This is a genomic window from Streptomyces sp. Wb2n-11 (genome assembly GCF_001049855.1).
GTDB classification, from domain to species: Bacteria; Actinomycetota; Actinomycetes; order Streptomycetales; family Streptomycetaceae; genus Streptomyces; species Streptomyces altiplanensis.
Map to the genome: position 1 here is coordinate 2,742,867 of NZ_CVPB01000001.1, position 12,957 is coordinate 2,755,823.

A 12,957-nucleotide genomic window follows, 5' to 3' on the forward strand; every position below is an offset into this window, starting at 1 on the left:
CGGACCACCGGTCGGTGGCCCGCCCCCTTTCGTTCGTACCTGTTCGTAGCCGTTCGTACGCGTTCGTTCTCAGAGAACCGGGTGGCGTCCCAGGATCACCCGCAGGTCCGCGGCGTTCGCCTCGGTCACCTTCCACAGCTCCTGCTGCCGTCCGTGCACGTCCGCCACCGACGCGGCGTGGTCGTCGAGCAGGCCCAGCGCCCGCTCGGTGAGCACCGCCCCGAGGTTCTTGTCGTGCACGGAGATGCCCCACTCGGGCCGTTCGATGTCGGACAGGAAGTACGCCATCTTCGGGTGGGAGATCAGACTGATGATCGGCGTACCGCAGCCGAACGGGATCATCCCCGCGTGGCCGCGCATCCCGATCACCAGCTTGGTGCGGGCGTACGTGTCCCTGATCGCGTCGTTGCCGAAGTCGTACATCGGGATGACCGGCAGCGAGATGCCGTGCTCGCGCCGCAGGTCGAAGGCGATCTTCTCGTCGTCGAGCGAATGCGCCACGCACTTGACCTCGGCGTGCGCGCCGAGCGCCCGCACGGCCTTCGCCATCTCGGCGAGGAAGTGGCCGTAGTCGTGCCCGAAGCGCAGGCCCGCCCGGTCGTACGCCGCGTTGACCAGCACGGTGTCCTCGCGGTGCGACGGGTCGGTCCAGCCGGCCACCAGCTGGCGGGTGACGGTCGTCGGGCAGGGCTGGAAGCGCACCTTGTCGTGCAGCCCGGCGGGGAGCAGCAACCGCACCTTCTCGATCGAGCCGTGGTTGCGGAGCCCGAAGAAGGAGGCGCGCTCGACGAGGGTGCGCAGGGCGGTGTTGAAGCGCCCGGCCCGGTAGGACTGGCCGTCGAAGGCGTTGAAGCCGACGGCGTACACCATGACGGGTACGTCGATGCGGTTCAGCAGCGCGTCGGGGACGTTCCACTGCCAGGCGCTGTTGCCGTTGGGCGCGGTGTCCGGGATGAACAGCCCGCCGCCACCGATGACCAGTCCGCGCCGGGCGTTGACGCGCTCCAGGGCGGCCTCGTCGAAGAGCCGGTGGGCGTGGACGGAGTGCCAGCGGCGGGGGCCGGGGTCGGCGTCGAAGGCCAGCCGTACGCTCTCGGGCAGCAGCTTGTCGCCCGCGTTGCCCTGACGCTCCATGTAGAAGGCGACGTGCGCGAGCTGCTCGGCGGCGACGCCCTCCTGCGGAGCCTGCGCGGTCTGGGTGCGCCGCTGCATCAGCCGGTTCGCCCGGTGGGTCGGGTCGACCCGCAGCCCGTCCAGCGCGTACCGCTGCGCCGCGTCGTCGTCGCCGTGGATCCAGGCGATCTGGGCGAGCCGCCCGAAGGCCGTGGCGGCCCGGTTCGGGGCGGCCGTGGCCAGCAGCAGCTGCGCCCGGGCCTCGTCGTAACGCGACACACTCATCAGGGCGTGGCCCAGCACCTCGTGCGGCCAGGCCGAGTCCAGCGGGATGCGTACGCGCCCGAGCAGGTCCACCGCTTCCTGGTACTCGCCCGCCGCGATGTGGGCGGCGGCGACCCTGCGGGCGCTCTCCACGTCGCCGGTGCGCTCGACGTGCGGGGTGCCGAAGTGCACGACCAGGTCGTGGTGCAGGCCCTTGCCCAGCGCCAGGTACGCGGCGTGGAACTGCGCGTCGGACAGCTCGAACTCGCGCCAGCGCTCCTCCGCCTTCCCGTACCCCGCCTCGCCGCCCTGCCAGGGCTTGTGCCGCCCGGTGAAGTGCAGGATCGCGGTGTCGTCCGGCACGGGCAGGTCGCCGGACAGCCGCCGCTTGACGAAGTTGTAGCGGGCGTCGAGCTGGACGAAGTCCCCGTCGAGCACGGCGTTGAGGATGCCCTGGTCGTGCTTGTCGAGTTCGTACGCGCCGCTGCGTCCGGTGGCGTCGATCCGCGCGCAGAACTCGTCGCTGAGGTACTCGCGCTGGATGACGAGGAGACCGCTGTTGAGCTTGTGCTGCCCGTAGAAGAACTGCGGTACGGCCGCCAGCCCCTCGCGCAGCTTGAGCAGCTCGCCCAGGTCGCCGAGGACCACCATGTCGGTGTCCAGGGTGATCACGGTGTCGTAGTCGCGGATGCGGAAGACGTCGAGGATGAAGTACGCCTTGCGGACCAGGTAGTTGTCCTGGTCGCCCTTGGCGTACGTGTCGTAGCGGGCGGCGTCGACGCGCCGCAGCTCGATGCGCGGGTGCAGGGCTCGGATGCGGGCGACGGAGGAGGGCTTCAGGTCGTCGTGGAGGACGACGAAGTCCTCGCACAGGCCGGGGTTGGACAGCGCGAGACTGCGCAGCAGTACGAGGAAACCGGGCAGGTAGTTCTCGTCGACGAAGCTGGCGAAGGCGATGCGGCGCTTGCCGGTGAGAGCGTGGGCGGGGGCGGGGGCCTGGGTGGGGGATGTCATCGCAGGGAGATCCTCATGTCACTGACGCTCTGGGCGCGTTCCATGACCCACGCCTTTTCGCTGGTGTATTCGTGCACGGAGGTGATGGGCATCCGCATCGCTTCCTGGAGGCGGTAGGCGCCGCTCTCGTAGAAGTCGAAACCGATGAGGTCGAGCGTCGGGCTGACGTCGAGGAAGTCCAGCAGCCACAGCATGTTGAAGCCGCTGGTGGGGATGGACGACCACACGTCCGTACCGACCCTGCCGATGTTGCGCAGCGGCCAGCGCAGCGACTCGTCGCCGAGGTACTTCTGGGCGCCCGGCACCAGCCGGTTGCGCAGCGAGTGCTTCCAGTCGCCGGAGACCCCGCCGAAGACGAGGCGGGTCATGACCGGCCGGTCCCAGTTGAAGCCGTGCTTGTGGATGGTGGCGTGGATGTCGGTGCGGCTGCCGGTCGCGGCCGGGTCGATCTTGTACGAGTTGAAGCGCACCACGAGGTCGTACGCGTCGATCTCCGCTCCCAGCGTGCCGCGCCCGACCCGCTGGGAGTTGGCTATGAGGCAGATGGACTTGCCCGCTATCTGGTTGCGGAACTCGCCCAGGGTGATCCAGTCGACGCCGCCGAAGGTGGGGTCGGCGACCGGTCCGCGCATCCGGTTCCTGCGCTGGCCGGCGTAGAGCGTGATCAGCTCGCTCAGCTCCGCGGCCTCGCCGCCGTTCGCCGCGATCCGCAGGTCGAGGTACTGGCTCACGGCCGCCTGGACGTCCTGGACCGGGCTGCCGTCGTTCTCCATCGCGAGCAGCGCGCCGACCAGGCGCGGTGCGGCCTCCTCCCGGCTGCCGCGCGCGTGCAGCGCGAGGCCCTCGGCCCAGGTGTCGGTGGCCGGCCCGGCGGAGTACGCCGCGGCCCCGGGGCACTGGCGCTCCAGCAGCCGCAGCAGCTCGTCCTGCCGCCGCCCGCCCTCCCGCATTCCGGCGACTTTGGGGGCCACCCCGAAGCCGTCGTCGTCCGTCAGGGCGAGGTAGCGCTCGTACGCCTCGATGGTGGCCGCCTCGTCCCCGAGGGCCTCCAGCGTGCGGGCGCGCAGCCGCCAGCCGGCCCGGGAGTTCCTGCGCAGGGTCAGGACGGTGTCGCTGACGAGCAGGGCCAGCCTCAACTCGTCGTCGTAACCGCACTCCAGCGCCTTGCTGCCGACGGCGAGCAGCGCGTCGAGCAGCTCACCGCTCAGGTCGTCGGCGTGGTCGGCCGGGGCCTTGGCGGCACGCCGGAGCAGGGCGGTGGCGCCGGTGGCGGCCGCTGCCGGCGCGGGGGCCTGCGCCATGGCCCGGGTGGCGAGCAACTGCCGCAGTTTCTCGGCGAGTTCCGTGCGTCTGCGGTCGAGACCTGCGACGAGCTTGCCGCTGTGCACGGCGCAGGCGCGCAGGCACTCGTCGAGCCCGGTCGGGGTGATCCCCTTGCTTCCCCCGATCCCGGCAGGCGGCACGTTCGACGGCGCCTGGCCGTCCGGCGCGCCGGTGGGGTTCTCGCCGTCGCGCGGTCTCGACCATCGGTTGCGGGCCTTCGTCATGATGCTCCAAGGTCATTCAGCCCCGCTGACAGATCGCGGGTCCGCGTCACCCTAGGAACCGCGACCGACCGGGGGGTGAACTCCCCTCGTCGCGCAGGGAAATAGTCGTACGCCGGGCCGGCGGCCGGATCCCCGCGGCCCGTCAGAGCGAGGGCCGCTCACGGTGCGCGGGCAGCGGGCGCAGGGCGTGCCAGCGTTCCAGCAGCCGTGCGGCGAGGGCGTCGCTCAGGCGGCCGAGGGCGTGCAGGCGGTCGTGGTCGCGGGCCAGTCCGGCGACCACGGTGAGGCGGTGCAGGAGCCGTTCCCGGGCGGAGGCGGGGCCCCGGCGGAAGTCCTCGGCGGGCACCCGGGCGAGGTGGTCGACGGATCCGCGGCGCGCGCGTTCGACGAGGGCGTCGCCGGTGATGAGCCAGCCGGCGCAGGCGTCGGCGAGGTCGCCGGGCACGTCGGCGCCGGTGAGGCCGCGCCAGGCGGCACGGTAGACGTCCTCGGCCTCCGACAGCGGAGCGCCGGTGACCGACATGGCGCACCAGCAGGTCGGGAAGCCGATGCGGAGGTAGGCCAGCTCGACGAGGCCGTTGCCGAGCGAGGCGTGCTCGAAGTCGACGAACCGGACGCCGGTGGCGGTGCGCAGGTCGTTCCCCGGGCAGGGGTCGCCGTGCAGCAGGGCGTGATGGGGGGCGGGGTCGAGCCGGCCGAGGAGACCGGCGAGTTCGCCGTCGACGCCCTGCGGGAGGGGCACTCCCAGCGTGCGCGCGAACGCCAGGAAGGAGCCGGCGTCGGCACCGGTCGGCCCCGGCCAGGCGGGCAGCGCGCCGGCGTCGGCCGGTCCGGTGACCGCGTGCAGCCGGGCGAGCGAGTCGGCGTACGCGGGCAGCCAGTCGTCGGCGGGCCCCAGGTCGTCCAGATGCTCCATGACCAGCACGCGGGCCGCCAGGTCCGCCCCGAGCAGCGCGGGCGCGACGCCCGGGGCCGCCGCCCGGGCGGCGAGCCGCAGGGCGGCCGCCTCGCGCGCGTACCGCGCGTCGGCGGCGACTCCGCCGCCGTTCCCCTCGACGGTCTGCTTGACGATCACGCGCCCGCCGCCGCGCACGTCCACCCGCCACACCCGTGAGCGCGGACTGCTGTCCAGCAGGGCGGCGCGTTCCGGCGTGCCGGCCAGGGAGCGCAAGGTGTCACTGAGCGGCACGGTGTCGGTCATGGCGGCCAGCGTAGGGACGCCGGCCGGTCGCCGCCATCGGGTGTCCGGTCCGCGCGGCGGCACGGGACGCGGGCGACGGCGTGCCGCCGGTCCGGCCGGCGCATGACGCGTGACGTCTGCTCAGACGCTGCTGACCGACAGCTTCGCCGCGAAGCCCAGGAACAGAACGCCCGCTGCCGAGGTCGCGCCCGCCGACAGACGCCTGCGGCGGCGGAAGGCGGCGGCCAGGTGGGTGCCGCCGAAGATCAGGGCGGACAGGTAGAGCACGCTCGCGAGCTGGGCCAGGGCGCCGAGCAGGACGAAGGAGAGCGCGGGGTGGGCGTACGCCGGGTCGACGAACTGCACGAAGAAGGAGATGAAGAAGAGGATCGCCTTCGGGTTGAGCAGACTGATCACGAGCGCGCGCCGGTACGGACGCTCGGCGGGCGGCGCCGCCTCGACGACGGCCGTGTCCTCGTCCGTACGCGTGTTCCGCGTGCGCCACATCGACCAGGCCGCGCGCATCATCCCGATCGCCAGCCAGGTCAGATAGCCGGCGCCCGCGTACTTCACGATGCCGAACAGCAGCGCGTTCGCCTGGAGCAGCGACGCCACACCGGCCGCGGACAGCACCATGAGCACGGCGTCGCCGCACCAGACGCCCGCGGCGGCCTTGTAGCCCGTGCGTACGCCGCGGCGCGCGGCGACGGACAGGACGTAGAGGGAGTTCGGTCCCGGCAGAAGAATGATCAGTACGAGCCCGACGAGGTAGGTCGGCAGATCGGTTACACCCAGCATGGGCGGAGTGTCGCACGCGCCTGCGGCACTCCGCCTCCGCGTTTCACATGCCAGGCACGCCGGTCACGCGTGAGGGACGCACCCGCCTCAGAACGCGTCGGTGGGAACGTACGCCCCCCACACCTCCCGCAGCGCGTTGCAGACCTCCCCCACCGTCGCCCGTGCCCGCAGCGCGTCCTTCATCGGGTACAGGACGTTGTCCGTGCCCTCCGCCGCCTTCCTCAGCTCCACCAGCGCCGCGTCCACCGCCGCCTGGTCGCGCTCCGCGCGCAGCTTCGCCAGCCGCTCCGCCTGCTGGGCCTCGATCGCGGGGTCGACGCGCAACGGCTCGTACGGCTCTTCCTCCTCCAGCTGGAAACGGTTCACGCCGACCACGACGCGCTCGCCGCTGTCCGTCTCCAGCGCGATGCGGTACGCGCTGCGCTCGATCTCGTTCTTCTGGAAGCCGCGCTCGATCGCGCTGACCGCGCCGCCCATGTCCTCGACCTTCGCCATCAGTTCGAGGGCGGCGGCCTCGACGTCGTCCGTCATCTTCTCGATGACGTACGAGCCGGCGAAGGGGTCGACGGTGGCCGTGACGTCCGTCTCGTACGCGAGGACCTGCTGCGTGCGCAGGGCCAGGCGGGCGGACTTGTCGGTGGGGAGGGCGATCGCCTCGTCGAAGGAGTTGGTGTGCAGGGACTGGGTTCCGCCGAGGACGGCGGCCAGACCCTGGACGGCGACGCGCACCAGGTTGACCTCGGGCTGCTGCGCGGTGAGCTGCACACCCGCCGTCTGCGTGTGGAAGCGCAGCATCAGCGACTTCGGGTTCTTCGCGCCGAACTCGTCGCGCATCACCTTCGCCCAGATCCGGCGCGCGGCGCGGAACTTGGCGACCTCTTCGAGGATGGTGGTGCGCGAGACGAAGAAGAAGGAGAGGCGGGGCGCGAAGTCGTCGACGTCCATGCCGGCCGCGACGGCGGTGCGGACGTACTCGATGCCGTCGGCGAGCGTGAACGCGATCTCCTGCGCGGGCGAGGCGCCGGCCTCGGCCATGTGGTAGCCGGAGATCGAGATCGTGTTCCACTTCGGGATCTCGGCCTTGCAGTACTTGAAGATGTCCGCGATCAGGCGCAGGGACGGCTTGGGCGGGAAGATGTACGTCCCGCGCGCGATGTACTCCTTGAGGACGTCGTTCTGGATCGTGCCGGTCAGCTTGTCGGCCGGTACGCCCTGCTCCTCGCCCACCAGCTGGTACATCAGCAGGAGGAGTGCCGCGGGCGCGTTGATCGTCATCGACGTCGAGACCTTGTCCAGCGGGATGCCGCCGAACAGGACGCGCATGTCGTCGACCGAGTCGATCGCGACGCCCACCTTGCCGACCTCGCCGCTCGCGATCGCCGCGTCGGAGTCGTGACCCATCTGGGTCGGCAGGTCGAAGGCGACCGACAGGCCCATCGTGCCGTTGGCGATCAGCTGCTTGTAGCGGGCGTTGGACTCGGTGGCGGTGCCGAAGCCCGCGTACTGGCGCATCGTCCAGGGCCGGCCGGTGTACATCGACGGGTACACACCGCGCGTGAAGGGGTACGAACCGGGCTCGCCCAGCTTCTCCCGGGCGTCCCAGCCTTCCAGGGCGTCCGGTCCGTACACCGGCTCAATAGGCAGTCCCGACTCCGACTCGCGCGCCATCTGCTGTGCCTTCCACTGAACGTACTGGTTGGTAATGGACCGACCCTCGCGACGGACTGTAGCGGTGGGCGTGCGGCGGGTGGAGGGCCGCAGGCTAGGACCTTGCTCACAACACCGCTCCGCTTCGCTCTTCCATGATGCGGGGGCTTTCGCAACCGGGCAGAGCGGGAAACACTCCCTGGGGACATACGAGATGCCCGGGGGGCGGGGATGGACGAGAAGCAGCGGAACAGCAGGGCCGTGCGCAGAGCGGTGGCACTGGCGGCGACCGCGGTCGTGGCCGTGACGACGGGGTGCACGGCGCAGGCGAGCGGGGCGGGGGCGGGTCCGGCGGTGACGGCCGGCGGGGTGACGAAGCCGGCGGCTCCCGCGTTCGAGGCCGCCGACGCGCCTTCGGCGGAGCCTTCGCCCGACGCGACGCCGACGAAGGCTCCGCCGAAGGAACCGGCCGCCGCGCCCGCGCCGTCCAGGACCGAGGTGCCCGAGCCCCGGCCGGAAACGGAGCCGCCGGCCCCCAGGACCCTCATGGCGAGCGGGTCCGGAGGTGACCAGGTGCGCGAACTCCAGGCCAGGCTCCGCCAGATCGCCCACTTCAACCGCACCCCCACCGGCCACTACGGCCCGGTCACCGCCGCCGCCGTCTCGTCCTTCCAGGACAAGCGCGGCCTGCCCCGCACGGGCACGACCGACACCGTCACCTGGGACAGGCTCCTCGGGATGACCAGGGAGCCGACGCGCGCCGAGCTGCGCCCGCCGGCCGCCGATCCGGTCGCGAAGCCCGACCCGCGCTGCATGAAGGGCCGGGTGCTGTGCATCAGCAAGACCAGTCGGACGCTGTCCTGGATGGTCGAGGGGCGGGTCGTCTCCGTGATGGACGTGCGGTTCGGCTCGCAGTACACGCCCACCCGCGAGGGGACGTTCGAGGTGTACTGGAAGTCCCGGCACCACGTCTCGACGCTGTACGACAGCCCCATGCCGTACGCCCTGTTCTTCAGCGGCGGTCAGGCCGTCCACTACTCGTCGGACTTCGCGGCCCGCGGCTACAGCGGCGCCTCGCACGGCTGTGTCAACGTCCGGGACGAGGCGAAGATCGCGAGCCTGTTCGCTCAGGTGCGGGACGGCGACAAGGTCGTCGTCCACTGGTAGCGGCAGGGGAGGAAGAAGTGGCGCGGGCGGGACCGGGGGAACGTGTCCCGCCCGCGCCTGTTGCGCGGAGCCGTAGGTACGGGGGGAACCCCGGCTCGTCGCGCTGCCGATGACCAGTCGGCTCACTCTTTACTGCGTCACGTGGTGGAAAAACGTCACACCTCTGCGAGCACGGCGGGAAAACCGCAGGTCAGCCCAGTTGTGGCGAGAGGGCCACGGTGATGGACGGGGCGAGCGCCGGGGGCTCCTGGGGCGCCGGCCGGGTGAAGGAGACCTGCGGCACGGAGCCGCGGATTCCGTCACGGACTCCTTGGCCGCCGTCGGCACCGTGGCCGCCGGAACCGCCGTTCCTGTCGCCGTCGGAACCGCCGCCGGCGTCGCCGCCGGAACCGCCGTCTCCGTGGCCCTCGCCCGCACCGTCGCCGTTTCCGCCGGCGCCTCCGGCTCCGGCCGTCCCGCTCACTCCGTCGGCGCCCTTCAGCAGGCGGTCGCAGAACCGCTCCACCCGGTCGGCGCCCTTGGCCGCGGTCTCCAGGCGCCGCTCGCGGTCGGGGGCGAGGTCGCCGGTGCGGTAGTCCTGGCAGTCCTCGGCCGTCTTGCGGTACCAGTCGCCGGAGCCGGAGTCCGGGCCGGTTCCGGAGCCGGAGCCGGAGCCGCCGTCTGTTCCCGGTGCGGCGTCGGCCGAGCCCGGGCCAGTGGTGGGTGCGCCGGTGTCCGGTCCGGGAGAGGGCGCGTGCGTACCGCCGCTTTCGCCGCCGCTCCTGCCGTCGCCGTCGCGCTCCGCGCCGCCGGTCCCGCTGCCGGGCGTCCCGCCCGCGCCGCCGGGGATGCCGGGAATGCCCGGCGCGGGTCCGCCGGGGACGCCCGGTCCGCCGTCGGCGGCCCCGGGGTCGGCCGGGTGCGGTGTCGCGACCGCTGATACGGAGGACGCGGGCGCCGGGTCCGCGTCATGCCCGAAGGGGCCCGGCAGTACGCCGGTGCCCGCCGCCACCGCGACGCCGCCGAGCGCGACACCGGCGAGCGCCCCGGCCAGCCCGATGCGTACGGGACGCCCCCAGCGCACGGGGGCGGGCGCCTTGCGTCCGCCGCCCACCGTGGAGAAGACCTCGGGGGATGCCGCCCTGGCCTTGCGGAACGCCGCCAACGCAGCCGCCTCGCCCGGGATTTCGCCGCCCTCGGGACCGCCGGCCCGGGCCACCGCGTCCAGGGCGGAGGAGAGGCGCTCGGCCTGGGCGCGTGCGCGGTCGCCGACAGGCCCGACGGGTTCTCCGCGCAGCAGTCGCTCCGCCGCGCCCTTGTCGAGCCACTCGTACCGCTCGTCGGCCATCACATGCCCTTCTGCGTCCGCACGCACGTATGCGTCACACCGGCGGATGTCACCCGGTCTGGTCGCGGGCGTCGCTGGGACGGTACGGCGTCGAGTTCCGGCCGTCCGTCGACCGGGCCCGCAACCGTACCGTCACCGCCTTCACGGCCCTTGCCGCTGTCGCCGCCCTCCTCGCCGCCGTCGGCGTCCGTGGCGTTCAGCAGCTCGGCCAGCCGCTTCAGCCCGCGGTGTGCGGCGGTCCGTACCGCGCCGGGGCGCTTGCCCAGGGTCTGGGCCGCGCTCTTCGCGTCGAGCCCGACGACCACGCGCAGGACGACGGCCTCGGCCTGGTCCTGGGGGAGCTGGGCGATGAGGGCGAGAGCGTCGCCGGTGGCAAGGGCTTCCATCGCCTCGCCGGCGGTGTCGCAGGCGCCGGGCTTCGTGACGAGCTCGGTCTCGTCGCCGCCGATGGCGGGGCGCCTGCCGCGCATCCGGATGTGGTCGAGGGCGCGGTTGCGCGCTATACGCGCCGCCCAGCCCCGGAACCGGTCGGCGTCCCCGCTGAACCTGTCGAGGTCGCGGGCTATCTGGAGCCACGACTCGGAGGCGACGTCCTCGGCCTCCGGGTCGCCCACCAGCGTCCGTATGTAGCCCAACAGCCGTGGGTGCACGGCGCGGTACACAGTCCGGAAAGCGTCCTCGTCCCCGTCCTGTGCCGCGAGCACCGCGGCGGTCAGCTCCGCGTCGTCCCCCAGCACTCCCTCAACCTGTCCCGAGTCGCGGCTGGTCACCGCTGCCGCGCAGCCCCGCGCGAGTCAGCACGCTACGACGTCGCGAGGGGTCGCGTCCACGACCTGCACACCGTGCGACGGGACGCTGACAGAGAGCGGTGTGACAGAAAACGCATGCATGGCGCTGAGAGAAGTACGGGCCGCCGCACGGTCCGCGGACGGCGGCCGGGGCCTCTCCTGTGGGGGGTGGCGGCCCCGGTCGTCCTTCCAGGACCGGCGGCGGCTCCACTTCGCCTTCCCGGGGCCCGGGCCCCGGGCGGCGGCGGCCGCACACCGGCGCCGCTCACCGGCCCCCGTCGGACCGTCCACCGGACCGCTCACTGCTTGCGGGGTCCGCTCTCGCCGTTGCGCTGGGCGCCGTTTCCGCTCTGACGGCCACCGCCGCCCTTGCCTTCGCTGCCGCCCTCGCCCTCGCCCTTGCCTGCGGGTTCTACGGACTTCGTGGGCTTCGCGGGCTTCGCGGGTTTTACGGGATGCCCGGGCTTCGCGGCACCGCCGGCCGGCCGCGCCGGGGGTTCGGGCGTCCTCGGCGCCCCGGCCGCCTTCGAGGGCTTCGACGACTTCGGCGGTTTCGGCGCCTTCGAGGGCCTCGGCGCCTTCGGGGAGCCCTCGCCCTCCGCTTCCTGCCCCGGCCGCTTCCCGGCCTCCAGCACGTCTTCGCAGTACGCCTCCACCGACTGCCCGGCGGCTGCGGCGTCTGCTGTCGGACGCCCGGGAGCCGCACCGCCGCGGGAGGCGGCCCCACGCCCGTCGGACGCCAGGTACACGGCGCAGTACTCCACGTCGTCCCGGGTCCGGGACGGGAGCGCGGTCACCGGGCGGGTGGCGCCGGCCGAAGGGCGGCGCTCCGCGCCTCCCGTCACCGTGTCCCCCGCGCTCCCCCGCTCCGCACCGGGCGTCGCCGGCGCGCTGCTGCGGGTCCCCGCCGTTCCGGCGCCGGTGCCGCCGTCCGTACCACTGCCCCCGCCGCCGCCGTGCCCGAACGGCGCCGGGATCGCCCCCGTGCCGGCCGCCAGCGCCATTCCGCCCAGCGTCACCGTCGCCGCGGCCGAGGCGAACGCCGCCCTGACCGGCAGCGCGCCGCGCCGCCGCCGGGACGGCCGCCAGTCGTCACGCCCTCGTGCCCGCCACCAGCGTCCCGGAAGGGCGTGCGCGCCGGAGTCACGCGCCTCCCGGTACGCGGCGAGCGCCGCCTGCGCGCTCTCCTCACCACGGCGAGGCGATGGACGGCGTACGGCGGCCAGCAACGCCTCGACCTCCGGCGTGACAGGCTCCTCGTCCGCCGCTTCCCGTTCCCCGGCCCCGGTCTCGGCAGGCCGCCGGCCCCTCGCCTGTTCCCATACCCGTCTCATGTCTCATCCTTCAGCGTGCGCGGCGCCGCAGACGTCACAGCGCCCGTCCGGCCGCCGTCCGGGGCCAGTTGCTCGGCCAGCCGCTTGAGCCCGCGGTACGCGGACGTCCGCACGGATCCGCTGCGCTTGCCCAGCACCCGGGCCGCCGCCGGCCCGTCGAGTCCGACGACCACCCGCAGCAGCACCGCCTCCGCCTGCTCGCGCGGCAGTGTGGCGATCATTTCCAGCGCCTGCCCGGTCGACAGCGCTTCGAGCGCGTCGTCGGCGGTGTCCCGGCCGGCGGGCAGTTCCAGTACGTCCTGTTCCAGCATCGACGTACGCGGCCTTCGCTTCAGCTTGCGCAAGTGGTCGAGTGCGCGGTGGCGGGCGATCGTCGCCGTCCAGCCGCGGAATCCCGCCCCGTCGCCGCGGAACCGCCCCAGGTCGCGCGCGATCTCCAGCCATGCCTCGGACGTCACGTCCTCGGCGTCCTCCCCGACGAGCCCCCGTACGTATCCGAGCAGCCCCGGGTGCACGAGGCGGTAGGCCGCAGCGAACCCGTCCTCGTCCCCCTGCTGGGCCCGCTCGACGGCAGCGCCCAACTCCGCGTCGCACTCCTGTGTGCGACGCCGCTCCCCGCCCCTGACCACACGTCCCTCTTCGTGGTACCGACTCGGCACTGGTCACCGTGCCCATGCCCCCCCTTGCTCTGCGCCCGGAGCCGCGGAAACGTCACAGTTCCTCCGTCCGGCCCGGTTCGGGGACCTCGGCCCGGCCTCGCGCCACGCCGTGGACCCGG

Annotated in this window: 10 protein-coding genes; 1 reads left to right on the plus strand and 9 read right to left on the minus strand. The window is 73.1% G+C overall.

What is annotated here, in order from left to right:
- Positions 1-69 precede the first annotated feature (69 nt).
- The 5 genes from BN1555_RS12180 to BN1555_RS12200 all read right to left on the minus strand — a co-directional run bounded on the left by BN1555_RS12180 (position 70) and on the right by BN1555_RS12200 (position 7,584).
- Complete coding sequence (locus BN1555_RS12180) at positions 70-2,391, minus strand: glycosyltransferase (RefSeq protein WP_093799413.1); 2,322 nt, start codon at positions 2,389-2,391, stop codon at positions 70-72.
- A complete protein-coding gene (locus tag BN1555_RS12185) occupies positions 2,388-3,938 on the minus strand; it encodes a hypothetical protein (RefSeq protein ID WP_176710026.1) in 1,551 nt (516 codons plus the stop codon). The genes BN1555_RS12180 and BN1555_RS12185 overlap by 4 nt, the downstream gene beginning before the upstream one ends.
- A gap of 142 nt (positions 3,939-4,080) precedes the next feature.
- Positions 4,081-5,139, minus strand: coding sequence for a phosphotransferase family protein (locus BN1555_RS12190; protein WP_093799414.1), 1,059 nt, complete (start codon positions 5,137-5,139; stop codon positions 4,081-4,083).
- Between the two features lie 120 nt (positions 5,140-5,259).
- On the minus strand, positions 5,260-5,916 hold the full coding sequence (gene leuE, locus BN1555_RS12195; RefSeq protein ID WP_093799415.1) for a leucine efflux protein LeuE: 657 nt from the start codon (positions 5,914-5,916) through the stop codon (positions 5,260-5,262).
- 87 nt (positions 5,917-6,003) lie between these two features.
- Positions 6,004-7,584: an acyl-CoA mutase large subunit family protein gene (locus tag BN1555_RS12200; protein ID WP_093799416.1), complete on the minus strand. Its 1,581-nt coding sequence runs from the start codon at positions 7,582-7,584 to the stop codon at positions 6,004-6,006.
- A 210-nt stretch (positions 7,585-7,794) separates the two neighbouring features.
- Here BN1555_RS12200 and BN1555_RS12205 point away from each other — a divergent pair, with 210 nt between their 5' ends.
- Positions 7,795-8,730, plus strand: coding sequence for a L,D-transpeptidase family protein (locus BN1555_RS12205; RefSeq protein ID WP_093799417.1), 936 nt, complete (start codon positions 7,795-7,797; stop codon positions 8,728-8,730).
- A 190-nt stretch (positions 8,731-8,920) separates the two neighbouring features.
- Here BN1555_RS12205 and BN1555_RS38485 read toward each other — a convergent pair whose 3' ends face one another.
- From BN1555_RS38485 to BN1555_RS12225, 4 genes are all read right to left on the minus strand, one after another.
- A complete protein-coding gene (locus BN1555_RS38485; RefSeq protein ID WP_093799418.1) occupies positions 8,921-10,057 on the minus strand; it encodes a hypothetical protein in 1,137 nt (378 codons plus the stop codon).
- Positions 10,057-10,794 carry an RNA polymerase sigma factor gene (locus tag BN1555_RS12215; RefSeq protein WP_093799419.1) on the minus strand — a complete coding sequence of 246 codons (738 nt, stop codon included), beginning with the start codon at positions 10,792-10,794 and terminating at the stop codon, positions 10,057-10,059. The genes BN1555_RS38485 and BN1555_RS12215 overlap by 1 nt, the downstream gene beginning before the upstream one ends.
- Positions 10,795-11,144: 350 nt before the next feature.
- Entirely contained in the window at positions 11,145-12,179 is a 1,035-nt protein-coding gene (locus tag BN1555_RS38940; protein ID WP_093799420.1) for a hypothetical protein, read from the minus strand.
- Positions 12,176-12,808, minus strand: a complete 633-nt coding sequence (locus BN1555_RS12225) for an RNA polymerase sigma factor (protein ID WP_093799421.1) — start codon at positions 12,806-12,808, stop codon at positions 12,176-12,178. The genes BN1555_RS38940 and BN1555_RS12225 overlap by 4 nt, the downstream gene beginning before the upstream one ends.
- Positions 12,809-12,957 lie beyond the last annotated feature (149 nt).